General features: G+C 48.2%; 24 protein-coding genes. 15 read left to right on the top strand and 9 right to left on the bottom strand.

What is annotated here, in order from left to right; all coding sequences use genetic code 11:
- Positions 1–10 precede the first annotated feature (10 nt).
- The 5 genes from OCV31_RS02900 to OCV31_RS02880 are packed head-to-tail and all read left to right on the top strand — an operon-like array spanning position 11 to position 5,680.
- Positions 11–523: a UvrB/UvrC motif-containing protein gene (locus tag OCV31_RS02900; protein ID WP_148472449.1), complete on the top strand. Its 513-nt coding sequence runs from the start codon at positions 11–13 to the stop codon at positions 521–523.
- Positions 516–1,505 carry a hypothetical protein gene (locus tag OCV31_RS02895; protein ID WP_267303767.1) on the top strand — a complete coding sequence of 330 codons (990 nt, stop codon included), beginning with the start codon at positions 516–518 and terminating at the stop codon, positions 1,503–1,505. The genes OCV31_RS02900 and OCV31_RS02895 overlap by 8 nt, the downstream gene beginning before the upstream one ends.
- Positions 1,505–3,955: an ATP-dependent Clp protease ATP-binding subunit gene (locus OCV31_RS02890; protein WP_148472445.1), complete on the top strand. Its 2,451-nt coding sequence runs from the start codon at positions 1,505–1,507 to the stop codon at positions 3,953–3,955. Before OCV31_RS02895 ends, OCV31_RS02890 begins: the two co-directional genes overlap by 1 nt.
- A complete protein-coding gene (locus tag OCV31_RS02885) occupies positions 3,945–5,300 on the top strand; it encodes a DNA repair protein RadA (protein WP_148472443.1) in 1,356 nt (451 codons plus the stop codon). Before OCV31_RS02890 ends, OCV31_RS02885 begins: the two co-directional genes overlap by 11 nt.
- A gap of 11 nt (positions 5,301–5,311) precedes the next feature.
- Entirely contained in the window at positions 5,312–5,680 is a 369-nt protein-coding gene (locus tag OCV31_RS02880) for a DUF5684 domain-containing protein (RefSeq protein WP_148472441.1), read from the top strand.
- Positions 5,681–5,794: 114 nt separating this feature from the next.
- On the opposite strand, the gene OCV31_RS02875 is transcribed toward OCV31_RS02880, so the two are convergent.
- Positions 5,795–6,304 (bottom strand): ECF transporter S component, encoded by a 510-nt coding sequence (locus OCV31_RS02875; protein WP_108831649.1) that lies wholly within the window; start codon positions 6,302–6,304, stop codon positions 5,795–5,797.
- A gap of 222 nt (positions 6,305–6,526) precedes the next feature.
- On the opposite strand from OCV31_RS02875, the gene OCV31_RS02870 reads away from it, so the two are divergent.
- Positions 6,527–6,907 carry a hypothetical protein gene (locus OCV31_RS02870; protein WP_148472439.1) on the top strand — a complete coding sequence of 127 codons (381 nt, stop codon included), beginning with the start codon at positions 6,527–6,529 and terminating at the stop codon, positions 6,905–6,907.
- A 236-nt stretch (positions 6,908–7,143) separates the two neighbouring features.
- On the opposite strand, the gene OCV31_RS09755 is transcribed toward OCV31_RS02870, so the two are convergent.
- The 5 genes from OCV31_RS09755 to OCV31_RS02845 form a co-directional block, all read right to left on the bottom strand.
- The gene (locus tag OCV31_RS09755) at positions 7,144–7,347 is read right to left on the bottom strand and encodes a hypothetical protein (RefSeq protein WP_394800634.1); all 204 of its coding nucleotides are present in this window, start codon (positions 7,345–7,347) and stop codon (positions 7,144–7,146) included.
- Between the two features lie 136 nt (positions 7,348–7,483).
- Positions 7,484–9,397, bottom strand: a complete 1,914-nt coding sequence (locus tag OCV31_RS02860; protein ID WP_148472437.1) for an ABC transporter permease — start codon at positions 9,395–9,397, stop codon at positions 7,484–7,486.
- Position 9,398: 1 nt separating this feature from the next.
- Complete coding sequence (locus OCV31_RS02855) at positions 9,399–10,142, bottom strand: ABC transporter ATP-binding protein (RefSeq protein ID WP_148472435.1); 744 nt, start codon at positions 10,140–10,142, stop codon at positions 9,399–9,401.
- Positions 10,143–10,236: 94 nt separating this feature from the next.
- Positions 10,237–10,992, bottom strand: coding sequence for a sensor histidine kinase (locus OCV31_RS02850; protein WP_267303766.1), 756 nt, complete (start codon positions 10,990–10,992; stop codon positions 10,237–10,239).
- Positions 10,993–11,216: 224 nt separating this feature from the next.
- The gene (locus OCV31_RS02845; RefSeq protein WP_148472431.1) at positions 11,217–11,918 is read right to left on the bottom strand and encodes a response regulator transcription factor; all 702 of its coding nucleotides are present in this window, start codon (positions 11,916–11,918) and stop codon (positions 11,217–11,219) included.
- 239 nt (positions 11,919–12,157) lie between these two features.
- Here OCV31_RS02845 and OCV31_RS02840 point away from each other — a divergent pair, with 239 nt between their 5' ends.
- Positions 12,158–12,778, top strand: coding sequence for an IS3 family transposase (locus OCV31_RS02840; RefSeq protein ID WP_148472429.1), 621 nt, complete (start codon positions 12,158–12,160; stop codon positions 12,776–12,778).
- Positions 12,779–12,892: 114 nt separating this feature from the next.
- Here OCV31_RS02840 and OCV31_RS02835 read toward each other — a convergent pair whose 3' ends face one another.
- The 3 genes from OCV31_RS02835 to OCV31_RS02825 are packed head-to-tail and all read right to left on the bottom strand — an operon-like array spanning position 12,893 to position 15,267.
- A complete protein-coding gene (locus tag OCV31_RS02835; protein WP_148472427.1) occupies positions 12,893–13,357 on the bottom strand; it encodes a dihydrofolate reductase in 465 nt (154 codons plus the stop codon).
- Positions 13,354–14,565 (bottom strand): GNAT family N-acetyltransferase, encoded by a 1,212-nt coding sequence (locus tag OCV31_RS02830; protein WP_148472425.1) that lies wholly within the window; start codon positions 14,563–14,565, stop codon positions 13,354–13,356. The genes OCV31_RS02835 and OCV31_RS02830 overlap by 4 nt, the downstream gene beginning before the upstream one ends.
- Before the next feature lie 45 nt (positions 14,566–14,610).
- A complete protein-coding gene (locus OCV31_RS02825) occupies positions 14,611–15,267 on the bottom strand; it encodes a GntR family transcriptional regulator (RefSeq protein WP_148472423.1) in 657 nt (218 codons plus the stop codon).
- Between the two features lie 192 nt (positions 15,268–15,459).
- Here OCV31_RS02825 and OCV31_RS02820 point away from each other — a divergent pair, with 192 nt between their 5' ends.
- The 8 genes from OCV31_RS02820 (at position 15,460) to clpB (ending at position 25,964) form a co-directional block, all read left to right on the top strand.
- The gene (locus OCV31_RS02820) at positions 15,460–16,224 is read left to right on the top strand and encodes an alpha/beta fold hydrolase (RefSeq protein ID WP_148472421.1); all 765 of its coding nucleotides are present in this window, start codon (positions 15,460–15,462) and stop codon (positions 16,222–16,224) included.
- A gap of 9 nt (positions 16,225–16,233) precedes the next feature.
- Positions 16,234–17,772: a UDP-N-acetylmuramoyl-tripeptide--D-alanyl-D-alanine ligase gene (locus tag OCV31_RS02815; RefSeq protein ID WP_148472419.1), complete on the top strand. Its 1,539-nt coding sequence runs from the start codon at positions 16,234–16,236 to the stop codon at positions 17,770–17,772.
- A gap of 129 nt (positions 17,773–17,901) precedes the next feature.
- Positions 17,902–19,074, top strand: a complete 1,173-nt coding sequence (locus OCV31_RS02810) for a D-alanine--D-alanine ligase family protein (protein WP_148472417.1) — start codon at positions 17,902–17,904, stop codon at positions 19,072–19,074.
- Positions 19,075–19,089: 15 nt separating this feature from the next.
- The gene (gene rnr, locus OCV31_RS02805; protein WP_148472415.1) at positions 19,090–21,201 is read left to right on the top strand and encodes a ribonuclease R; all 2,112 of its coding nucleotides are present in this window, start codon (positions 19,090–19,092) and stop codon (positions 21,199–21,201) included.
- Complete coding sequence (smpB, locus tag OCV31_RS02800; RefSeq protein WP_148472413.1) at positions 21,194–21,658, top strand: SsrA-binding protein SmpB; 465 nt, start codon at positions 21,194–21,196, stop codon at positions 21,656–21,658. Before rnr ends, smpB begins: the two co-directional genes overlap by 8 nt.
- A gap of 69 nt (positions 21,659–21,727) precedes the next feature.
- Positions 21,728–22,276, top strand: a complete 549-nt coding sequence (locus tag OCV31_RS02795) for an NADPH-dependent FMN reductase (protein WP_148472411.1) — start codon at positions 21,728–21,730, stop codon at positions 22,274–22,276.
- A 149-nt stretch (positions 22,277–22,425) separates the two neighbouring features.
- Positions 22,426–23,355 carry a DnaJ domain-containing protein gene (locus OCV31_RS02790; RefSeq protein ID WP_148472409.1) on the top strand — a complete coding sequence of 310 codons (930 nt, stop codon included), beginning with the start codon at positions 22,426–22,428 and terminating at the stop codon, positions 23,353–23,355.
- Positions 23,356–23,387: 32 nt separating this feature from the next.
- Positions 23,388–25,964: an ATP-dependent chaperone ClpB gene (gene clpB / locus OCV31_RS02785; RefSeq protein WP_148472407.1), complete on the top strand. Its 2,577-nt coding sequence runs from the start codon at positions 23,388–23,390 to the stop codon at positions 25,962–25,964.
- The last annotated feature ends 81 nt before the right edge of the window (positions 25,965–26,045 follow it).

The following is a 26,045-nucleotide window of genomic DNA, read 5'->3' as shown; positions in this document are numbered from 1 at the left end:
GAGGTGCACCATGCTTTGCGAACACTGTCATGAAAATGAAGCGAAAATAACCTACACCGTGGTGGAAGGAAACGCCATGCGGCAAAAGCACGTGTGCCCCTCTTGCTTCCAGGAATTTTTGGCGAAGCAATTTCCGTCCTCGCAAATTCCGCCTGTGGACATTCAGCCCATGATTCAGGAGCTGCTCTCGCTGTTTCACGGAAAAGATGAGGGCGTGGAAGACGACAGGCGCTGCCCCGTGTGCGGGCGGAGTTTAAAAGAGTTTCGAAAGACGGGGATGTTCGGCTGCGACAGCTGCTACGACACTTTTGCCGAAGAACTCAAGGCACTCCTGCCCCGCATGCAGGGGGCCGAACGTCACGAGGGAGCCATGCCCGAAGCCTTCAGAAAGGATCGGGAGGCATCTGAGAAAGAGCAGGCGCTCAAAGAACGCCTGGACGCTGCCGTGGCGGAAGAGCGCTACGAAGATGCGGCCCTCTTGCGGGATGAGATCAAGGCCATAAAGGATGAGCGCCATGGATAAAGATCAAATTTTACTCACATCCCGCATTCGCCTGGCGCGAAACATCGAGGGCTATCCCTATCCCGGGGCCATGACCTTGGATCAAGCCGAGGAACTTCGGGAAAAGATCACCGATACCCTTCACGAACACGAAGATCTTTGGACTCTCTACCAATTAAAAGACGGGTCTTTGAAAAATCTCTACGATTTGGAAGAGAATTTAATCAGCATGGCCCTGTTAAAAAACAGAGACCGCGGCGCCTATTTCCTCGCAGACGATCACCGCTCCGTCATGATGATGGAGGAAGATCATCTGCGGATTCAGGCCATGAAAAAGGGCTTTCACCTAGACGAAGAATACGACACCGTGGCCGCACTGGCCCGCTTCTTCGAGGAAAAGCTCCCCGTGTCCTATCACGAAGAGCTGGGCTATTTAACGGCCTGCCCGAGCAATGTAGGCACGGGCCTGAGGGCCGGTTGCATGCTGCATCTCCCGGCCCTGGACACCTTGGGCATGGATAAAATCGAGCGCTCCATTACCCGCATGGGCTTTGTCCTTCGGGGCATGCGCGGGGAAGGCTCGAAAATCGTGGGGCACATGTATCAACTTTCAAACGAGCGCACACTGGGCCTCAGCGAAGAGGAATTTTTAAAGCGGGCCAAGTCCATTTCTCAGGAAGTGGCGGCTCTTGAGCGCATTAAGCGCAAGGAAATGTATTTGGATCACTTAATCGAGCTGGAGGACATGGCGCGGCGCAGCTACGGCATTTTGCGCAACGCCCGCATCATTACCTTCGAAGAGACTATGCTCCACCTAAGCCACATGAAGCTCGGGATCGATCTGTCCGTCTTAAAACCCATGCGTGACTTCGATCTTTACGATGCGGTGATCCACATGGGCAAGGCCCATCTGCAAATGGAGCGGGAAAGTTTTCTCGACGACAGGAGCAGCAATATTTACCGCGCCAACAAGGTGCGTCGATTTATAAAGGAGGTATTTTAATGGCAATGTTCGGAAAATTCACCGAAAAAAGTCAACGGGCCATGGTTTTCGCCCAGTCGGAAGCCAGGGAACAAGGCCATTCATATATAGGAAGCGAGCACATTTTGCTCGGCATATTAAAAGAACCGGGAGGCGCCTCGTCGATTTTGGGCCAGGTGGCCGTCAACTACGAGCGGGCGAAAGACGCCATTGCGGAAATCGTGGCGCCGGAAGATACGACGGTGACCTCCCTCACCTACACGCCCCGCACGAAAAAAATCTTTGAGCTGGCTCTGGAGATCGCAAACGAGCTCGGCCACAATTACATTGGCACGGAACACTTGCTTCTCGCCATCTTGCGGGAAGGCAAGGGCGTGGCGGTGTTGGCCCTCAAGAATTTAGGCATCGACATTACGGTCCTCGAGCGAAGCATCTACATGGCCATCCGTAAGGTGGAAGGGAAAAATCCCGACGCCGAGGACTTGGAATCGGAAAGCGCCTTGGAAGAGTTCGGCTACAATCTAAACGACCGGGCCCGCCAGGGAAAGATCGATCCCGTGATCGGAAGAAAAGACGAAATCGAGCGCATCATTCAAGTCTTGGTGCGCCGCACGAAAAACAATCCCGTCTTAATCGGGGAGCCCGGCGTGGGGAAAACCGCCATCGCCGAAGGCCTGGCCCAACGCATCGTGGAAGGCAATGTGCCGGAGATTATTAAGGACAAGGAAATCTACACCCTGGACGTCTCCGCTTTAATCGCCGGGGCCAAGTACCGCGGCGACTTCGAAGAGCGGCTGAAAGATGTTATCGCCGAAGTGGAAGACCGGGAAGATGTGATCCTCTTTATCGACGAGATTCACGTGGTTATCGGGGCCGGCGGCGCGGAAGGGGCCATGGACGCCTCCAATATTTTAAAGCCCACCCTCACCAAGGGCGAGCTGCAAATCATCGGCGCCACCACCATCGACGAGTACCGCAAACACATCGAAAAAGACACGGCCTTCGAGCGCCGGCTCATGCCCATTATGGTGGAAGAGCCCTCGGTGGAAGACACGATCTTGATTTTAAAGGGCCTCCGGGATAAATACGAAGCCCACCACAATGTGAAGATTACCGACGAAGCCCTGGCGGCGGCTGCGGAACTTTCCCACCGCTACATTAACGACCGCTTCCTGCCGGATAAGGCCATCGACTTAATCGACGAAGCGGCGAGCAAATTGCGCGTGGAAAACTTTAAGAGCCCCAACGCCTTAAAAGAATTGGAAGACGAGCTGAAGAAGCTTTCCAAGGAAAAGGAAGAGGCGGTCACGTCGCAAAACTTCGAAGAAGCGGCGAAGGTGCGGGATCAGGAGAAAAAGGTAAAAGAAGCCTTGGACGATGAAAAGAAGCATTGGGACAAGGAAAAGCACAGCCAAAACATGACCGTGGACGAGGAAGAAATCGCAGAAATCGTGAGCAAGTGGAGCGGCGTGCCCGTGACCACTATGAATGCGGAAGAAAGCGAGCGCCTGGTCCATTTGGAAGACGAGCTGAACGGTCAGGTCATCGGCCAGCCCCAAGCGGTGGAAGCCGTCTCCCGTGCCATTAAGCGGGCCCGCGTGGGCTTAAAGAGCGCCGACAAACCCATCGGCAGCTTTATCTTCGTCGGCCCCACCGGCGTCGGAAAGACCTATTTGGCCAAGAGTTTGGCGAAATCCCTCTTCGGCGACGAAAGCGCCATGATTCGCGTGGACATGAGCGAGTACATGGAAAAACACACCGTTTCCCGATTGGTCGGTTCGCCTCCGGGCTACGTGGGCTACGACGAAGGGGGCCAGCTCACGGAAGCCGTGCGCAGAAAGCCTTACTCCGTCGTGCTCTTCGACGAAATCGAAAAGGCCCACCCCGACGTGTTTAATATCCTCCTTCAAATTTTAGACGACGGCCGCCTCACCGACGGTCAGGGTCGCACGGTGGATTTTAAAAACACCGTGTTGATCATGACCAGCAATGTGGGCGCCACCTTGCTGAAAAAGCAAAACACCATGGGCTTCGGCGCGCCGGATGAAGGCAACGTGAAGGGCTACGACAAAATGGTGGAAACCATTCAGGGCCGCCTGAAGGAAACCTTCCGTCCGGAATTTTTAAACCGCATCGACGAAATCATCGTCTTCAAGTATTTGGAAAAAGAACAAGTGAAGGAAATTGTGAAGCTCATGCTTCGGGATCTTCAAACCCGCCTGGAAGACAACGACTTTTCCGTCACCTTCGCCGACGCCGTGGTGGACTACATCGGCAAAGAAGGCTTCGACGAAGAATACGGCGCCCGCCCCTTGGTGCGCTCCATTCGCAAGAACATCGAAGACCGCCTGGCCGACGAGATCCTCTCCGGCAAGGTGCATAAGGAAAAGGCCATTCACATCGACGTGGAAGAGGACGGTCTCACCTTCGAAGAGGAAAAAGTGGCGGAGACCGTAGGCAATGAAGCATAAGGCCTATTGCTGCACGAGCTGCGGCTACAAAAGCGCCGGCTACTTCAGCAAGTGCCCGAACTGCGGCGAGTGGAACACCTTCGAAGAAGTGTCGGAGGAAAAGAAATCCGGCGGCCGCACCACAGCCCATCGCACAGCTCGGCGGCTGAAAGATGTATCCGGGGAAAACAAGCGGCGACTGAAAAGCGGCATGGAAGAATTCGACCGGGTCATGGGCGGCGGCATCGTGGAAGACGGGGTGAGTATTCTGGCGGCGAAACCCGGCGCCGGAAAATCCACCATTCTCTTTCAAATTGCAAACGCCTTGGCCGAGGAGGGCCACCGGGTGCTCTACGCCTCCGGGGAAGAGAGCGAGAGCCAAATCAAAATGCGGGCGGAGCGCATCGCCCCGGCCATCGCCGAAAATATCTGGATCTACGCCGGCACCTCCATGGACGATGTGTGCCACTGGATTGAGGATGTAGACGCCGACATCATCATTTTGGACAGCATTCAGACCTTCACCTTGGAGGAATTTCCCGCCCGGGCCGGCACCCCCACACAAACCATGGAGTGCGCCAATCGTCTGGTGGACATGGCGAAAAACACGAAAAAGCCCAAGGTCGTCTTTATCGTGGGTCAACTCACGAAACAGGATTCTCTCGCCGGCGTGCGGGCACTGGAGCATTTAGTGGACACGGTGCTTTTCATCGATCACGAAATGCAAGACGAGCTGCGCATCCTTCAGGCCACGAAGAATCGCTTCGGCTCCACGGGAGAAATGGGCTTTTTCAAAATGACCGAAGGGGGCATGATCTCCATCGACAATCCCTCCGCCCACTTTATGACCGCGCGGGCGGCGGGGAGAGAAGTGCCGGGCAGCGCCATGTGCATCGTGCGGGAAGGCACCCGCAGCATGATCGTGGAGGTCGAGAGCCTGGTGTCGAAAAGCTTCACCCCCTATCCCCAGCGCATCTCCGAATGTTTGCGCAGAGAACAGCTGGGCGTCCTCCTCTCTATTTTGGAAGAGCGGGGCGGCATGGGTCTTTACGACAAAAACGTCGTGGTGAAGACCACGGGGAATTTGCGACTAAAAGAAGGGGCCGCCAATTTAGGCACCCTCCTTTCCATTGCATCGGCCGTGGCCAATCGCCCCATCCCGGGCAATGTACTTTTTATCGGCGACGTGGGCCTTACCGGCGAGTTGAAACAAGTGCCGGCCATGACGAGCCGCATCAAAGAGGCCGTGCGCATGGGCTTTGAAACCATCTACACGCCGCCTCTTACCGCCGATCAAAAAATCGAAGGCATAACCCTACGAGAGCGCCGGCTCTTATCCGACGTGATCAAAGATCTATTAAAATAAAGGATGAAATCATGAACAATATGGAACAATTCGCGAACGCCTCGTCGTCGAACACGGCGCTCTTTGCCGGCGTCGGCATCATTACCGTCATCGCCTGGTGGAAACTCTTTTCCAAAGCGGGCTTTTCCGGCATCCTGGCCATTATTCCCATCGTGAATTTGGCCGTGGCGTCGAAAATCGTCTTCGACAGCTACTGGTACACTCTGCTCTTTGCCGTGCCCGTCGTCAATGTCGTTTACGCCGCCGTCCTCAATTACAAAATGATGAAATACTTCGAGTGCAGCACACTCCTCGCCGTTCTCGCCATCTTCTTCCCCTTCTTTTTGCTCTTTCCCGCCTTCGGAAGCAACGAGTACCACGGACCGGCGACAAATGTATAAAAAAACGCCCTTATTCTTCGGAATAGGGGCATTTTTATTGAGTGAGAGAAATTTCGGGCAAAGAAAAACACGGGTAAGCTTTCGCCTACCTGTGTTTTTGCATCATGAATGAAATTACAGCTTGACGTCTTTCAAGATTCGGCTCATGGGCGGAATAAGGACGCCGACGATAATGGCGGAAACGGTGATTTGCAGCACATTTCCCGGAATATTGGCCAAGGGGACCAAGAGGGATTTGAACATAATGGCTTCGCCGATGTAGTAGGTGAGCACTTTGACGACAGTGACCAAAACGGCAGCGAGGACGTAGCGGCTTAAGCGGAAGTCCCGAGTGTTTAGGGTGGCCATAATATAACCCATAATCAGTGCGGAGATCACCGTCATCGGCGACCAAGCCACCCAACCGCTGGTCAGATCGAAGAGGCCCATGCCTAAAGCGCCGGATAACATACCCACCCGCTTGGAAAAAAAGATGCAGGCGATAAAAAAGGGCACATTCCCCAAGTGGATCAGGCCGCCGTTGGGGGCGAAGGGCAATTGGATTTTCACGAGCCACGTAAAGACGTAGACCAGGGCGATAAATAGGGCCGTGAACACCAATTCACGGACAGAGTATTCTTTCATTGTATGTATACCTCCTAATTCATCATTAAGTATACTAGAGATCGGCATACTTTTAAACGCTTTTACCTGTATTTTTCTGAAGGAATACAAAAAAATGATCGGCGGGAGCGCCTCCGAAGGTTTGGACCGGGCGGGGGGTATAAACAAAAGAGAAATACGGCGTCAAAGAAATGAAGTGTTTGGTTATTTGGAGATAGATCCTCGAAATGAAGGAGGCGCAGAATGAAATCACTGAAGCGAATCGGCTTTCTCGCTCTGATGATCGGCCTGGGATTTTTGTGGCAATTCATCGGCGTGCGCTATGCCGAAGATGTGAGCGGGCCCGATATGTACGCCGCCCAATGGACCTTCCGCCTGGCCTTTTTGTTTATCGAAGGGCTGCTGGCCTATGGCTTTATCGCCCACATGGGCAGGGGAGAAAAAATTCTGTGGGGCTTTGGACTTTTGGTCTTTAGCTTGCTCGGCGTGTATTTGGCTTTTTCGGGAAATGAGAAGATGTTTGGCTGGATCGTGATCATGTGGTACAACGAGCCGCCCTTCTCGTTTCTCGGTAGTCTCTTGCTCCTAAGCGGGATCATGGACGGAAAAAAGAAAGGGGCATAGAAAGAATAGTATGTAAAACAAATCGAGCAAGCGAAATGCTTACTCGATTAGGTCCAACTTTATGGGGTCACTCTACAGAAAATGGTCTTTTTTATTACTTATTTTATTCCAATGACTAAAGTATCTCGTACAGCTTCACCTACTTCGGTCGAGATAGTTTCAAAGTTATTGATTTTCAATATCCTTTCGATTTGGGCGAAGATTCGTTGAATAAGCCGAAAATGTCCACTGGTAATTTAAATAACACGAATGACAGCTTCATAATTAGAAAAATCTTCCAGTTGGACAGATAATCCCAACTCTCCCCATCTGTATTCGAGAATATGATGAATCTCGTCTTTACTCAACCTATCAAATTCATGGGCAAAACCTATTCTCGAGTAGAGTTGAGGATAACGAGTCAATCGCTTTTCTATACCCGGCATTCCAATAAAGATCATAGTCACATTTTTTGGTCATATCTCTATGAACAACTTGTAAAGCATTTCGATCATTTTCTGTTAGATTAGTTATTTTCTTTTATCGCATAAGATTTCTAACTGTTCCGCGATTCCATTAAGAACAGATTGTTTTTAATCAATGGTAAAGTTGAGTTAGAATCAACTCAATTTTTGCTTTGAAACGATTATTCATAAAGTAGAAATATAGAATCTGAATAACCAATAATACTAAGGCAATCAGAATAGTTTGCTTCCATATGGAGGCTGCGAGTAAATAGGATAACATGTTAACCGCAAAAATCGTATTGACTATCGCAAATAGAACGGGTGCAAAGAATAAGATCGTAAATTGCCTGCGTTGCACTTCTTGGATTTTATTAATAGACAATCCAATTTTATAGAGGTTAGTATATGTGGGACTAGATCCTCTAATATTACTTAATAGACGGAAATAAATTAAGCTTCCCGCCGCAAGAATAAAGATTACACTTAGCATAATCCCAATATACGTTAAAACTTGATACGTATATCTTTCTAAATCAACTCTTTCAATTTTTTGTATCAAGAGAAAATCATTGCCTTCAGAACGACCGGACCCTAAAACTTCTCTATTAACTGTTGATGCTTGCCTTGCTTGCTCATCTGTAGTAGTGTCTGAAAAATGATACAAAAAGGCTGTTTGCGTATGTTCGAATATTTGTGATAATTGGCTAAAAAGCTCATTATTCACTACATAAATGTTACTGTAACGGTAAGAATCAAAAATGTTCGGGCGATTATCGACGCTAGTAATTATTACATTATCAGTTATAGAAATTTTTTCTTGAGAATCTCCATTTGATAATGTTACCGCCTCATTGCCAGTCAGTTCTATCTTTTCATTCTCATTAGACACACTATTGTAGTCTTCTTGAGAAATGACAATCTCTTTCGATTGATTGTCTTTTTGTAAAATAGGTACACTATTTAATTGAAAAGATATGCCGGCTTCACTAAGGTTAGAACTAATAAACTCTATGTTTTCCTCTTCTTTTTCATTCGGTTGAAACGAAAAATAGGAAATATCAAAGGGAGTTGTTTCGGAAACTTCGTCAGCAGCAGTAGAGTTTAAGGCAATTGTTCCAATAGTAGTAATAAAAGCTACAGTTAATAGCAATGCTGAAATAAACATGGTTTTTGAATTACTGGATAATCGATACATTAACTCAGAAACCCATAATGCTCTCGTATCTTTCAGATAGTATTCTTCGTTTCTTCTTACTTTGTCTGTAAAATACTTAGAGAATTGAGTGAAAAATAAGAACATGCCAATTGTTACCAATCCGCCAATTAAAACATGTAATATATCTGAGTTTTGAAGAGTATTCAGCATATCAAATCCCTGTGGTATTAATCGATTGATTGGATGAATATTAGCTAGGGCGTATCCCAGGAGAATTAAGATTATAGCCGTAATAGATAAAAAACGATAATATGCTATACTTCCGTATTCATTCTGGTTTACATCTAATAGGTTATATATTGGTTTTTTTAATATAACTTGTGATCGGAAGAATGCAATCATAAAGAATAAAATACTAAAAGCAATAATCGTAACAACGATTGATTCCATAGGGAAATAAAAGGAGATTGAGCTTAGATTAATTATATTTGCCATCAACAAGACCAGTATATGTCCAAATGCTAACCCGAGAAGTATCCCCACTATTATAGATGAAAATCCAATTATCATATTTTCTATGATAATTAATCGACGCAGTTGTTTTTTCGACATTCCCATCATAAGTAAAACACCAAACATATTTTCACGTCTAGATAAAAATGAATTGATTGATAATCCTAAGAAGAATATAGCAAACAACACAACTATCACTTGAGCAGACCCCATAATGGTTGCAACTGCTCCCGGACCTTGATTAAGTTCGGGGTGAAACTGATTTACTGAAAAGATAAAAAAGACAAATACAGTAAACGTGCAACTTAGCCAATAGCCAATGTACGTTTCTTTATCCCTTAGTATATTATTTTTAGCAAAATCTCGGAGATTCATTCTACACACCTCCAATTACATTAAGAACATTGAGAATATTTTCTTGATATTCTATAAAATCGTTCCCTTTACGGATTTCATTATAAATTTTTCCGTCTTTTATAAATAGGACTCTCTGACTATAAGTTGCTGTCTTAACATCATGGGTTACCAAAAAAATAGACATTCCATAGTTACGGTTGAGATCTTCAAAAATTTTCATAACTTCGTCAGAATTAGCAGAATCCAAGTTTCCTGTCGGCTCGTCTGCCAGTAATAATTCCGGCTGATGAACAATTGCCCGTGCAATTGCTGTTCTTTGAGCCTGTCCTCCTGAAATTTCTTGCGTACGCTTATTTAATATATGAGAAATACCTAACGATTCAGCTACCTTCTCTGATTTTTCCTTCATAGATTCAACTTCCTCATTCTTAAACATCAAAGGTAGCATAATGTTTTCTCTTACTGTTAATGTTTCAACAAGGTTAAAGTCTTGAAAAACAAATCCTAATGTGCTTCGTCTAAATAATGCTGCTTCTTCATCATGAAGATTAGCTATGTTTTTTCCTGCAAGCAAAACACTTCCAGAGGTGGCAGGCAAAATACCAGAAATAACATTCAATAAAGTTGATTTTCCGCTTCCAGAAGGCCCCATAATGGCGACAAACTCACCCTTTTGAGTAGTTAAGGAAATATTATCCAGACCTCTCGACTTCACTACATCTCCATACACATGACTCACGTTATTTAGTTCTAATAAATTCATTCCTATCACTCCTTTATCCACATATTAAAAGATTTTTTTTGATTATAATATCGAGAAATATAAAAAAAGATGACAATTCTGTCACCTTTTCCTCTTAATCAAAATATATAGTGAATTTCGTTCCTTTTGACTGTTCAGACTCAACTTTAATCTTATGCCCTAATTGCTCTAAAATTTGTTTAACTAAATAAAGCCCTATACCCGATGAGGTATTATTAGTACGTCCGTTTTTTCCAGTAAAATACAAATCAAATATACGAGGAATATCTTCTTTTACAATTCCTATACCTGTATCACTAATATCTAAACAACACTTATTATCTATTTGCTTTATGTTAAAAATGATTTGATCTGTTGGATTAGAAAATTTTATAGCGTTATGGACTAATTGATCAAGGATAAAGTCTAACCATTTTTTATCACTTAGCACAGTTGGGACAGTATTTTCTATCTGGATTTTAGGAAATACATTCCTTTGAATAAACAATCGCTTGTTTTGGTTGATTACTCTATTTATACTTTCACTTAGGTTTATTGGCTCAATTTTCAAATCCCTGTCTACTGCCTCTAGCCTTGCTAAGTTCAAAATGTTGTTTAGTTGCTTATCTATTTGATCCAACTCAACTAATAGTTGCATGTTCTCTTCGTTATGCTTTCTGTTCTGCAATGTTAGACGCATTGAACTGATTTGAGATTTCATTTGGTGTACCCATTGAACGATATAAGTTCTCCACTCACTATTTTTATTTTTATAATTTTCGATTTCACTCAAGAATTGATTATAATTTTGATTTTCATGCTTAATAAATGAATCAGTGAACAAATCGATCCCTTGTAGCCTTTTTTTCATACTTTTTAAATTTGAAGACGGTATACTTAAGGTTTTATATACTGTAGCTTTCTTGTAATACCGTATGGTAAGAAATATAAAGAGAATGAACAAACATAATAAAAACATATAAATTATCAGTTGTGAACTAAGATAATCCCCACTTAACCAAATTATAAGCAGTATAAATATAAAATTAATCACATATAATAAAACAAAACTCACATGGTCCTTTATGAATAACTTCATCTACCATCTTCCTCTGCCACTAATTGATATCCAAAAGTCCGGATTGTCCGTATGCCAATAGGCAATTGATTATCGTCTATTTTTCTTCTGATTCTTCCTATATTTACATTCAAGGTATTTTCCTCCACGAAATTATTTTCATCCCATACTTCAAAAAACAATTCATCTCTTGATACAGAGTTAGGGTATTCTTCAATCAATTTTTTGAGTATTTTCAGTTCTGTAACAGACAAATCAATTTGATTCTCGCCAGCTAACAGCTGCTGTCTGTCCTTATCCAAGATAATATTGCCAACCTTTAATGTTTCATTTATAGTAATTGACGATAATTCTCCAAATGTACGTCGAAGCAAACTATTAATTTTTGCGATTAAAATTTCAACATCAAAAGGTTTGGTAATGTAATCATCTGCTCCATATTCAAGAGCCATAATTTGATCCATATTACTATCTCTTGAAGAAATTATCATAATAGGATTCGATGTTATTTTCCGGATTTTACGACACCAATAAAACCCATCATAGTAGGGTAAATTAATATCTAAAACTATTAAACTAGGTTTAGTGTCAACTACTATATCTTCGATGTTTTCAAAATCATCTAGAATAGAAGAACGAAAATTATATTTTTCTAACACATTCGTAATGCTTTTAGCTAAACCAAAATCATCTTCGATTATCAATATATTATATGCCAAATTATCGCCTTCTTACTTTCAAATCTTTATAACAGTTATTTTTTAGCCTTCTCAAAAATTTTGAATTTCCAACGAGCACTAATAAATTCACTTGTTAACCATTATAACAGTTTCTGTTCCCTATATATCAATTATTCTGTTTATGCAAAAGACCTCTTAAATTTAATGCAAAATAAAATCATATTTACAACTCATTTGGACCAACAGAAATCTCATATCTAGAGATTAAATCCACCAACATGACTATAGATGTAGATAGGTACAAAGTAAGGAATGGAAATGATTCAAACCCTGGAAATGTAACAGAAGAAAAAGAATCAGAGGTGGAAGATTTTATAGAGTGTTCAAAAATGGTTCTTGGTGTACTAGGATATAAACTATTTGTTGCTATAGGTGATAGAACACCAAAAGAATCAAGTAAAAATAATAATGGAGATAAAGAACTATTACTATATCTTTCCAGAAAAAGTGGCAAGTCAAATAGATTGATAGAGGGAAAATGTAAAAGAACAGATGAAGGTTTTGTAGTACTAAAAGATAGTGTGATAGAAATTATAGATTCTGCCATTCCAAAATCAACTAATGAACTGAGAAAGGAGTGCATAAATAAAAATAAGATTATTGATGGTAGAGTAAGCAAGAACTATATATTCAATAGTACATTCTACGCAGCTGCCTTTGTTTTTGGAACTGACGCACCTACGGAAAACTTCTTCAGTATTCTAAAAAGAGAAATCTACGTCGGACACGACTACCAAAGTCGGGGAGAACTCGAGCGAGCCATTGATCGCTTTATCCGCTACTACAATAACGATCGAATCAAAAAAGTTAGGAGGCTTGAGTCCGAAAGAGTACCTTGAACGCATGCAATCTGCACAAAAAGAATAGTATGTAAAACAAAATCGAGCAAGCGAAATGCTTACTCGATTAAGTCCAACTTTATGGGGTCAATCTATTCGGTTCTCTGCCTTTTCTTATTTTTTCCGTATCCAATGTTCTTCCGTGGCCTTATGGGTGATGGGTGTTGTCTCCACCAAGTCGAAATCATCCTTTAATGAGGGGATCTTCACATCGCCGCCGGAGCGGTAATTGACCCGGGTAATGTAGGCTTCCTCGATGCGGTGAAAGAGGGCCTGAATAATTCCCGCGCCGCCGACGAGATAGATTTTTCTGTCGCCGTAGGCCTTGAGTTTTTCGTCCAGCTCTTCTTCCGAGGAAAAGTAGAAGAGATCCTCTTCGTCGGGGAGATTTTTCCGCGTCATGACGCCGGTGATGCGATGGGGGAGCTTTCCCGCATTTTCCAAAGTCTTTCTGCCCATAAGAATCACCTGGCCTGTGGTGCGGGCCTTGAAGCGGGCCAAATCTTCCGGAATAAAAGTGATCTGCTTGCCGTCTTTTGCGATGGCGTTATCCAGATCGGCGAGAATCAAAAGAATCATCGAATGGTTTCCACCTTTGCGCTCATTTCCGCGGGATGAATGCGCGCCAGTTCCGCTCGTGCCCGATCCGGCGTTTCGGAAAAGATGCGTAATTGGCCTTCGGTTGCATCGTGACGCAAGTAGTTTTTCTCGAGCAGGTCTCGACGAAGCCCGGTGACGAATAGGTCGAAGACGTCGATTTTTGTAAGCTTTCTAGCAAGGGTTTCTTCCAAAAACTTTTCCATGGCGTCGGCCTGAGTGGAGAAGGGCACGTCGATGACGGCCAGAGTGTCGAAGGGATTTTCCTTTAAGGTGTCGATTTTTTCGGCGAAGCGGTTGTAGAAATCCGCATCCAAATGGTGGGCACCGCTGAGATTCTCCGCTTCCAGAACCATTTCCGCCGTGGAGAGGGAAGCGTTTTGTGAATCGAAGGCCGCCCGGTAGGCGTTGGCGGAAAATTCATCGGCCGTGCCGATCAAAAGAGCGGTTTTGCTCTTGCTCAGGCGATCGGCTTCGGCGGCGCATTTCGCCGGAAGATTGAAGTCGTCTAAAGGACGAAAGGCGCGGTTGCCGTAGAGGGACGGGGCGATAAAGGTGTATTTCCCCGTGCGGCGCTTGGTTTCCTTGGCAAAATCAAGCCAAGGGGCGTCGTCTCTTAAAAGATCCACGACGAAAAGATGCTCCTTGGGGAAGTGGTTGCGGATCACGGGAATCAATTCGAAATCTTTCGTGCCCATGGTGAAATACATAAGGGGCAAGTTTTGGCGATGCTCGAAAAGGGGAATGGGATTTTTCGTCTTTCCCGTCACCTTTTTTTCGAAATCCAAACGCATGCGGTCTTTCGGTCCGTGGTATTTGGACTTCGGTGTGAATCCGCAGGCTTCGTAGAAGGCGCGGGCGGAAAGGGGGCCTTCGGCGGTAAGGACCTGATCTTTCTCCAAACGGTTTTCCAAAAAGGCCAGCATCTGCTTGCCCAGGCCTTGGCGCTGTTTGTCGTAGGCCACGAGGATTTCCTCCACATGGAGGCCTTCTTCTGTCGTTTTCGTCACGGCGGCGCCGATTAAATGGTCGTCGTCGAAAAGGCCGTAGAGAATCTTGTCCCGGTCCCAGGTTTTTCGCGCCTCGTCGAAGGCTTCGTCGTAGGGATTAAATAGGATGTGTTTTCTCAGGGCGATGGCCGCCTCGTGGGCCGGCGAATCGTAGGCGATGGTATTCATGTAAATGGTCATGTCATCCTCCAAATAAAAAATACAGGGACTCGCCCTGTATTTTGCTTAGTCGTCTGTGGCTGTCTGACCCACTTCGGAAAAGTGATAGGTCCAATGGGTATGGACGAGGAAATCTTCCAGTTCTTCAATTTTGTTTTCGCGGAAAAGATCCGTAATGTGGGAGTGTTGTTGATTGGTGTCGTGTAAAAGCTTTTGAAATTCTTCGTTGCTGCCCATGTCGTGGCCTTGGCGAATGAAGCGCCGTTGGAGGCGGTCGATGGTGTTAATCAAGGTTTCATTGTGGGACTTTTCGATGTAGATATCGTGGAAGCGCTCTTGCAAAATGAAGTACTCGTCGAATTGGAAGCGGTCGATGTGAAAGTCCATGAGCTCAACTAAATCCTCCATGGATTTTAAATCTTCCGGGGTTAAATAGTTGGCGGCGAGTTCCGCAGCCAAGGCGTCTAAAGGTGCGAGAATGCGGTAGATATCTTCGCTTTCTTTTTTCGTGAGGGGCTTTACCCGAAAGCCTCTGCGGGGAGCGGAATCCAAAAAGCCGTCCGCGGCCAATTGAATTAACGCTTCGCGAACCGGCGTACGGGAGATGTTTAATTGCTGGCAGATGTCTTGTTCATTAACTTTTTCATTGGAATTAAGTTTGCCGAGACGGATTTGTTCGGCAATAAAATTATAAACGTGGTCCTTTAAAGATAAAAATTCCATTCTCTAACCTCCTTTAAAGACATTCTTTGAATACAATCATAACATCAGGAAAAAACAATGTCTACAATTTTCACTACTGTATACAATATGTATTAAGCAAAGGGTTTCCATAGCCTCAATTTTATAAAAATGCGTCGTCGGCCTCGGCCCGCGGCGGCTCCTATGGTATAATCAATTTTTAAGGGGGAAGCCATGGAGAAAGAATTTATTCGTATCGACGGGAAAAAGATTGCCGTTTACGACACAAAGACGGGAGATGATGTGGCCTTTGTCTTGCATGGTTGGGGCGCAAACATCGAATCGGTCATGCCCATTGTGAGCAGTCTGAAGGATCGCTACCGTGTCATTGCCTACGACAGCTTGGGCCACGGGGACAGTGACGAACCCGATGCGGTCATCGGCGGCGACGATTACGTGGATCTGTTGAAGAAGATCTACGATTACTACGGTATCGCCCGAGCCACCTGTATCGGCCATTCCTTCGGCGGAAAGACATTGACCGTCTTCGCCGCCCTCTATCCCGAAAAGGTGGACAAGCTGGTTTTGGTGGACGCCTCCGGTGTGTTGCCCAAGCGGTCTTTTACTTATTATAGGAAGGTTTACACCTTTAAGTTTTTGAAAAAGCTCTACAAATTGCTGTTTTTCTGGCAGGACACGGAGAAGGCCATGGCGCGCTTTTACAAGAAATTCGGCTCCGACGATTACAAGGCGGCGGACGGAATCATGCGCAAGGTTTTCGTGAAGGTGGTGAACGAGTCCACGGAAGAGTATTTCCCGCGGATTCAGACGGACACCCTGTTAATTTGGGGCGACGAAGACGACGCCACGCCCCTATCCATGGCGAAGGTGTTTGAAGAAAAAATCCCCGAAGCGGGTCTCGTGGTCCTGAAAGGCGGCCACTTCAGTTACCTCGACGCCTACGGCCAATTTGACGCCGTGTTGCGTTCATTTTTATAAGGAGTCTCTATGTATCATTCAGTTTCTTTCGTGATCTTTTTGGCCATTTACCTGGCGCTGAGCTTCGCGCTCTACAAGGTGTTTAACGAGCGGGCCCTCTATCCCCTGCACATGCTTCAGTTGGAAGGCTACAACGAAGGGGAATACAAGGCGTGGATTCGCGCAAACGGCGACAAGATTAAAGCGTTCCGCTACGCACCCACCTCGGAAAAGACGCCTCTGGTGATGACGGATCGGGCCACGCGGCTCTTTAATGTACATCGCTTATTGAATCGCCTGCTCCTCATTGTGGCGCTTCTAGCCTCCGTGGCCGCCTACGGTGTGTCGCCTACCTTGGCGACGGTGGTCTTTGCCATTTTCTGTGTGGGGATTTATTATTTCCAATACGCCATCTTGATTTATGCCAATCGCATCAATTATCCCAAGGAAATGAAGATCAATCAGGGCTTTTACGACGCGGCGCAGAAAAAGGTGCGGGATTTGAAGGAAAAGGGCCTGCAAGTGGTAGGCATTACGGGTAGTTTCGGCAAGACCTCCACGAAATTTATCACCTCCACCGTCCTTGAAGAGGCCTTTGTCGTGCAAAACACGCCTTCTTCTTACAACACGCCCATGGGCCTTTCCAAGGTCATCAACAACGAATTGGACGAAAAGGACGAGATCTTCCTCGCCGAGCTCGGCGCCAAAGAGCCCGGAGAAATCGCCGAAGTGGCGGAGCTGGTGCAACCCTCCATCGGGATTATTACCGCCATCGGGCCCACCCACATGCATCTGTTTAAGACTATCGAAAACATTCAAAAGACCAAGTACGAGCTCATCGAAGCCTTGGCCGACGACGACATCGCCATTTTTAATTACGACAACGACTACGTGAAGCCCTTGGCGGACAAGACGAAAAAACGCACCATTCGCTACGGCATGGAAGCCATCGACAAGCTGGATGTTTATGCGAAAGACATCGCCGTTCACGAGCGGGGCAGCTCCTTTACTTTGGGCTTTAAGGACAAGGGCGAGGTAAGGGCGGAAACGAAGCTTTTAGGCAAGCACAATATCTCCAATCTTCTCGCCGCTGCAAGCGTGGGCTACGTGTTGGGCATGGAGCCGGAGGCCGTGGCTCGTGGCATCGGCAAAGTGGAACCGGTGGAACACCGCCTGAACATCGTCGACGGGGGCACGGGGATCATCGTCATCGACGACGCCTTTAACTCCAATCCCGTAGGCGCCCGGGCGGCGCTGGATGTGCTCGGTCAATTCGAAAAGGGCAAGAAGATCATCGTCACCCCGGGCATGGTGGAACTCGGCGATATGGAAGAGGAAGAGAATTACAAACTGGGCAAGGAAATCGCAGGGGTCTGCGACGTGGCCATTCTCGTGGGCAAAAAGCGCACGGCGCCCATTCAAAAGGGCTTGATGGACGCGGGCTTTGGCGAAGAGAAGATGATCGTGGCGAAAAATCTCGATGAGGCCACGGCTTCCTTGGGCCATGTGGCCACAGTGGGCGACGTGGTGCTCTTCGAAAACGACCTTCCTGATTCCTACGACGAATAATATAGAAAGCGGCTTTCGGGCCGCTTTTTCTGTGCATCTTTTTTACGCAATCTTCACGGATCTTTATTATTCCCCGCGCCGTCTATGATAGAATAAAAAAAGAATTACCACGAAGGGAGAACGTGCATTATGAAAACAATCGCTGTATTTTTCGGCGGACGTAGTGTGGAACACGAAGTCAGCGTCATTACCGGCATGCAAGTGATCGAAAATTTAGATAAATCCAAATACGAGGCTGTGCCCGTCTACATCACCAAGGACGGCAAGTTTTTAGGCGGGGAAAGTCTGTCGAATTTCAAAACCTTTAAAGAGGGAAATTTCGATGACGCCTACGAGGTCTACTTTAAGGCAGGTCGAGGCGGAAAACTTTATAGACAAGTCGAGGAAAAAGGCGGCCTCTTTTCCAAAGGCGGCATGAAAGAAGAAGTCTACGCCGACGTGGACATGGTGTTTGTAGCCCTTCACGGCACCTTCGGCGAAGACGGATCCATTCAAGGCTATTTCGACACCATGGACATTCCCTACATCGGCTGCTCCACCCTCTCCGCCGCCGTGGGCATGGACAAAAAAATCATGAAAGACGTCTTCCGCGCCCATGATATTCCCGTCATGGAAGGGAAATGTTTTTATCGCCGCCAGTGGCGCGAAGAAAAAGACGATGTGAAAAAGGCCGTCGCCGAACTGGGCTATCCCGTTTTCGTGAAACCCGTAAACTTGGGCTCCTCCATCGGCATTACGAAGGTAAAAGAAGCCGCAGCGCTTGACGATGCCATGGATCTCGCCGCGAGCTACGACCGGAAGATCTTGGTCGAAAAGGCTGCGGAAAATCCCCGGGAAATCAACTGCGCCGTCATGGGCTACGCAGGAGACGTGATCGCATCGGCACTGGAAGAGCCCGTGGGCTGGAAGGATCTCTTGAGCTTCGACGACAAATACGTGGGCGGCGGCAAAAAGACCGGCCCGAGCAAGGGGAAGAATGCGAGAAACTGCCCGGCCGATGTGGACGAGGACTTAAAGAAAAAAATCGAAGACTTGGCGAAAAGCGCCTTTACCGCCATCGACGCCTGCGGCACGGCGCGGATCGACTTTCTCGTCACCGAAGCCGGTCCGGTGGTCAATGAAATCAACACCCTGCCGGGATCCATGGGCTTTTACTTGTGGGAGCCTGTGGGCATTCCCTTCGCCGAGCTGTTGAATCGAGTCATCGAACTGGGCGAAATTCGCGCAAAGGAACGCAAGGACACCACTTACAGCTACGAATCCAATTTGTTTACGAAAACCACCTACGGTAGCAAACTGTAAGCCAAAGGAGGCATTATGACTATTCGAGACCGGGTACTGGAGGCTTTGGAAAAAAACGACGGATTGAGCAAGCGGGAAATTTTCCGCGCCCTGGACGTCAACGACAATCTGCAAAAGGAAATGAAGGGCCTTTTAAAGGATATGGTAAAAGACGGCACCCTTTACCGGGACGAGGATAAAAATTACCACGCCAGCCTTCGCGTCGGACTCATGACCGGCACCTTCGAAGGCAACGACAAGGGCTTCGGCTTCTTCGTTCCCGACGACGAGGACATGGAGGATTTGTACATTCACCGCACCAAGGTAAACTCCGCCATGAACAAGGACCGGGTCCTCGTGGAAAAAATTCCCCCGAAGGATCCGGACAAGGGCGATGAAGGCCGCGTCGTCGCCGTGTTGGAGCGAGCCAATCACCGCATCGTAGGCGTTTTCGACGACGCCATGCGCTTCGGCTTCGTCACCCCCGACGACAAGAAAATTCCCGACGACATCTTCATTCCGAAAAAATGGAAAAACGGCGCGGAAGACGGCCAAAAAGTCGTGGTGGATATTGAAAAGTATCCGGAACCCAACAAAAAGGCCGAGGGGAAAATCGTGGAAGTTCTGGGCTATCCCGACGACAAAAACGTGGACATCCTCTCCATCGCCTACGCCATGGGCCTGGATCTGGAATTTCCGCGAGACGTCATCGAAGAGGCCGACGCCATTCCCCAAAAAGTGAGCCTTTCCGCCGTGGCCGGCAGGGAAGATTTCCGCGACGCGCCCACCTTTACCATCGACGGTGCCGATTCCAAGGACTTTGACGACGCTTTGAGCGTGCGGCCCATGAAAGGCGGCCATTGGGAAGTGGGCGTGCACATCGCCGACGTGGCGGAATACGTGCGGGCAAACAGCCCCCTGGACCGGGAGGCCCTCCATCGGGGCAACAGCGTGTATCTTTTAAGCGAAGTGCTTCCCATGCTCCCCAAGGCTCTCTCCAACGGTATCTGTTCCCTGAACGAAGGAGTGGATCGCCTCTGTTTAAGCGTGATCTTTGAATTAGATGACAAGGGCACGGTGTACAATTACCACATCGCCGAAACGGTGATCAACAGCGATCGCCGCCTGATCTACTCCAATGTCAGCGACTTTTTGGAAGACGGCAAGGTCCACGAATCCCTGGAGGATCTTACGGAAGAGCTCACGACCTTAAACACCATCGCCAAGAATCGCAAAAAAATGCGGGATAAGCGGGGAAATATTGACTTTTCCTTCGAAGAGCCGGCCATCGAGCTGGACGCCGACGGCCACCCCACCCACATCGGCCTGGTGGATCATCGGGACGCCAACGACTTAATCGAGGAATTTATGCTCCTCGCCAACGAAACCGTGTCGGAGGCCTACCACAAAAAGAAACTGCCCTTCCTCTACCGCATCCACGAAGAGCCGGATGCTGAAAAGCTCACCCTGTTAAACGCAGTGATTCGCCCCTTCGGCTACCACTTGGATCTCACCAAAGACGTTCATCCCAAGGACATTCAAAAGCTGACCTTGGCCTGCAAGGGAAAAGACGAAGAGGCATTGGTTCAAACCATGGTGCTTCGTAGCATGCAAAAGGCCCGCTACAGCGAGGAACTCGCCGGCCACTTCGGTCTCGCCGCCAAGTACTACTCCCACTTCACTTCGCCCATTCGCCGTTATGCGGATTTGACCATCCACCGGGTCATTAAGCAGGATCTGAACCACGTTCTGGACACGAAACTCATCGACCACTACAATAAAACTTTCCCGGACATTGCCGATCACATTTCCGCTACGGAAAAAATCGCCCAAGAAGCGGAGCGCAAGGTGGTGGATGTGAAGATGGCCCAATACATGGCCGATCACATCGGGGAAAGCTTCGACGCGAAAGTGTCGGGGATTACTTCATTCGGCATTTTCTGCGAACTGGACAACACGGTGGAAGGCCTCATCGGCTACGCCTCCATGGACGACTTCTATCGTTTCGACGAGGATCACTACGTGGCCGTGGGCGAGCGGACGAAAAAAAGCATTCACATGGGCGATCCCATGCGCATCGTCGTGGCCGGCGCCGATCCCATATTGGGGCGCATCGACTTTCAATTAGAGGAGGACGCCCGTGGCTAAAAAGAAGAATACCGGCGGAGACTATTTGGCAAACAATAAAAAAGCCTTTCACGAATACCACATCGGAACCACCTACGAGGCGGGCATCGCCTTGAAGGGGACGGAGGTAAAGAGCATTCGCAAGGGCAGTGTGGCTATAAAAGAAGCCTACTGCTCCATCGAAGGGGGCGAGATCTTCATCGAAGGCATGCACGTGGCCCCCTACGAACAAGGCAACCGCTTTAACTTGGATCCCTTGAGAAAGCGCAAGCTCCTTATGCACAAAAGAGAAATCGCCCAGCTGGCCAAGGCCACGGAGCAGGAGGGATTTACCATCGTGCCTTTGAACGTACACTTGACGCGGGGCCGAGTAAAGATTTCCATCGCCGAAGCCAAGGGCAAGAAGCTTCATGACAAACGGGAAGCCATGAAGAAACGGGACATTGAACGGGACTTAAAGCGCTACGTGGACCGGTAATGTTTAATTTTCTTTTCTTTCGGATATAAATGAAAAAAGCACAGTTTTGAGAAAGAAAAGGAGTTTCCCATGACGAAAAAAATCGGCTTAATCGTGGGCTCGCTCAGAAAAGAGTCCTGGAACAGAAAAGTCGCAGAAAAAGTGAAAGCCATGTTCCCGGAAGGCTATGAGGCTGAATTTATCGAAATCAGCGATCTGCCCTTATACAACGAAGACTACGAAAAAGAGAAAAACGAACCGGAAAGCTACGGCCGCTTCCGAAAAGAAGTGGAAGAAAAAGACGGCTACATTTTCTTTACGCCGGAATACAATCGTCTCTGCGCGCCGGCCATTAAAAACGCCATCGACGTGGCGAGCCGCCCCTATGGCAAGAGCAAATGGGGCACAAAGCCCGCGGCCGTCGTAAGCGCCAGCGTGGGCTCATCCGGCGGCATGGCGGCAAATTTCAGTTTGCGTCAAAATCTGATCTTCGTCGACCTCATTCCCCTGCAACAGCCGGAAGTGTATTTGGCCTCCGTTCACGAGCTCTTCGACAAAGAAGGGGCATTGGTCAAAGACACGGAAGACTTCCTGCAAGGCTTCGTCGATGCCTTTGTGACCCACGCGGAACGATTTTAAATGAATTCAAGAAGCCTGCTGAATGCGGGCTTTTCTTGTTTTAGGCGTGAATGAAAAGAAAAGTCAAACAAGGTCAAAAAACCTATTGCATTCCCTTGGGAAGGTGTTATAATGGAATCAAGGTCAAAGAAAGTCAACTGAGGTGATTTATGGAATATAAAGATTATTACAAGACATTGGGCGTGGATAAAAGCGCCGATCAAAAAACGATAAAAAAAGCCTTCCGCAAACTGGCGAAGCAATATCACCCGGACCTTCATCCCGACGACAAAAAGGCCCATGAAAAGTTTAAGGAAATCAACGAGGCCTACGAAGTTTTGTCCGATCCGAAGAAGAAGCAGACCTACGATCAATTCGGCAGTGCCGGCAATTTCTCCGGAGGCATGAATTTCGATCCGTCTCAATACGGCTACACCTACACCACCACCGGCGGGGCCGGCGACTTCAGCGATTTCTTCGATATGTTCTTCGGCGGCGCGAGCGCAGGCGCAGGCTCGAAGCGCAGAAGCACCACCTTCAATATGGGGGATATTTTCGGCGACCTCAAAGGCGGATCGCGGCGTAGCCACAAGCCGCAGCGCACCCAATACAGCACCGATCTCACCATCTCCATGGACGACGCCTTCAACGGCGTGAACCGGCAAGTGAGCCTGACCATCGGCGGAAAGGCCGTGGACATTCCCGTGAAAGTACCGGCGGGGATTACCGACGGAAAGAAGCTGAAGGTGCGCGGCGATAAATTCGGCGTCGACGGCGACATTCTCTTTAAGATTCACGTCACGGCACCGAAGGGCGTGGAAATTCACGGCCTGGACCTCGTCGTGGATCAGGCCATTTATCCCTGGCAAGCCTATTTCGGCGACAAGATCACCTGCGATCTCCCCGCCGGAAAGCTTCGCATTACCGTGCCCGAAAAGACCAAGGGCGGCCAAAAATTGCGCCTGGCCAAAAAAGGGCTGAAGGATTTAAAGGGCCACACCGGCGACGCCTACGTTCGCTTCGTGATCGTAAACCCGGAAAATTTAAGCGCGGAAGAAGAAGCGCTCTACAAACAATTAAGTGAAAAACACAAAAAATAAAGTAAAAATAATAAGCACGAAAGGAGTGCCATATGAAAATTGATAAATTTACACAAAAAAGCATGGCCGCGTTGGAAAGCGCGCAAAATTTGGCACAAGAATACGGAAACCCGGAGGTAGACGTCCTCCACTTAAATAAGGCCTTGGTATCCGACGACGAAGGCCTCATTCCCCGCGTATTAAGCTACATGGGCGTGGACGCCAAGGAAGTGGAAAACGCCTTGGACAGGGAAATCGGCCGCCTCTCGAAACAAACCGGCGCCAGCCCCCGCCTCTCAAGCGCCATGAACGGCGTCTTAACCGATGCACTGAAAGAAGCGAAACGCTTAAGCGACAGCTACGTCAGCGTGGAACACCTCTACCTGGCCATGATTAAAGGCGACGGGGTGAACAACAAGCGGATCTTTAGGGAATTCGGCATCGACGAAGACAGCTTTATGGGCGCCTTAAAAGAAATTCGCGGCAATCAACACGTGACCAGCGACAATCCCGAAGATACCTACGAGGCCTTGAACAAATTCGGCCGGGATTTAACGGCGGAAGCGGCCAAAGGAAAAATGGACCCGGTCATCGGCCGTGACGACGAAGTGCGCCACGTGATCCGCATCCTCTCCCGCCGCACGAAAAACAATCCCGTCTTAATCGGCGAGCCCGGCGTCGGGAAAACCGCCATCGTCGAAGGCTTGGCCCAACGAATCGTGGCGGGCGACGTCCCCGACGGCCTGAAGAACAAAACCGTCTTCTCCCTGGACATGGGGGCCTTAATCGCCGGGGCCAAGTACCGCGGCGAATTTGAAGAGCGACTGAAGGCCGTGTTAAACGAAGTGAAGAGCTCCGAAGGCGAAATCATCATGTTTATCGACGAAATTCACAACATCGTCGGCGCCGGAAAGAGCGAAGGGGCCATGGACGCGGGCAATCTCTTAAAGCCCATGCTCGCCAGAGGTGAACTCCACACCATCGGCGCCACCACCTTGGACGAGTACCGCAAGTACATCGAAAAAGATCCGGCCCTCGAGCGGCGCTTCCAAAAAGTGCAAGTGCAAGAGCCCACAGTGGAAGATACCATTTCCATTTTGCGCGGCCTGAAGGAAAAATACGAAATCTATCACGGCATTCGCATCTCCGACGGGGCCGTCATTCAATCGGCCCTGCTTTCCGATCGCTACATTACCGATCGCTTTTTGCCCGATAAGGCCATCGACCTCATGGACGAAGCCTGCGCCATGGTGCGCACGGAAATCGAGTCCATGCCCACGGAAATCGATGAAATCCGCCGCCGCATCCTCCAACTGGAAATCGAGCGGGAAGCCTTAAAGAAAGAAACCGACGAGGCCTCGAAAAAGCGCCTTGCCGCCTTGGAAGAAGAATTGGCCGAAGAAAAGGCCGATTACGACGCCCTCATCGCCCGTTGGGAAACGGAAAAGAAAGAGCTGGAAGGCGAAAAGAATATAAAAGAAGCCATCGACCGGGTGCGCCACGAAATCGAAGAAGCGGAACGCAACTACGATTTGGAAAAGCTCTCCGCCTTGAAATACGGCGAACTGCCTAAATTGGAAGAAGAGTTAAAGCAAGAGCAAACCAAAGAAAAAGGCGACGGAAAACTCATCAAAGAGGAAGTCACCGAAGAAGAAATCGCCGAAGTGGTGAGCAAGTGGACGGGCATTCCCGTGGCAAAGCTCGCCGAAACGGAGCGGGAAAAACTCCTCCACTTAGACGAGATCCTGAAAAAGCGCGTCGTGGGACAAGCCGATGCTACGAAAGCCGTAAGCGACGCCGTGCTCCGCGCGCGGGCCGGGCTCAAGGCGCAAAACCGCCCCATCGGAAGCTTTATCTTCTTAGGGCCCACCGGCGTAGGCAAAACGGAAACGGCCAAGGCCTTGACCGAAGCCCTCTTCGACGACGAACGGAACATGATTCGCATCGACATGAGCGAATACATGGAAAAGCACAGCGTCTCTCGCCTGGTCGGTTCGCCTCCGGGCTACGTGGGCTACGACGAAGGCGGCCAACTCACCGAGGCTGTGCGTAGAAAGCCCTACTCCGTCATCCTCTTCGACGAAATCGAAAAAGCCCACCGCGACGTCTTCAACATCCTCTTGCAAGTGTTGGACGACGGCCGCTTAACCGACAACCAAGGCCGCACCGTGGACTTTAAAAACACGGTCATCATCATGACCTCCAACATCGGTTCTCAAGACTTAATCGAAGGGGTTACGGAAGACGGCGCCATCTCCGAGGAAGCGAAAGATGCCGTAAACAGGGAAATGAAAGAACACTTCCGTCCGGAATTTTTAAACCGGGTGGATGAGATCGTCCTCTTTAAGCCCCTGTTGAAGGAAGAAATTGTCAGGATCATCGATACGGATCTCGCGGAAATCGAAAGCCGCCTGGAAGACAGAGATATTCACATCGCCGCCACCGACGAAGCCAAAGACAAAATCTTGTCGGAAGCCTACAATGTGCTCTACGGCGCACGGCCCGTGAAGCGCTATATACAAAACCACATCGAAACCAAACTCTCTCGCGCTCTCATTGCCGGAGACATTATGGACGGAGATCATTTGGAAATCGCCATCGACGGCGACGATTACGTCATCAGAAAATAAACCAAAGACAAAAACGCTCGAGAGATCTCGGGCGTTTTTTGCGTGGCGAAAGCCATATGGGGTATAGAATAGGAAGAATTG

The sequence above is a fragment of the Aedoeadaptatus acetigenes genome, assembly GCF_025566985.1.
In the GTDB taxonomy this organism is placed as follows: domain Bacteria; phylum Bacillota; class Clostridia; order Tissierellales; family Peptoniphilaceae; genus Aedoeadaptatus; species Aedoeadaptatus acetigenes.
Note: the sequence above shows the minus strand (reverse complement) of the source record. Positions and strands in the feature narration are given on the sequence as shown.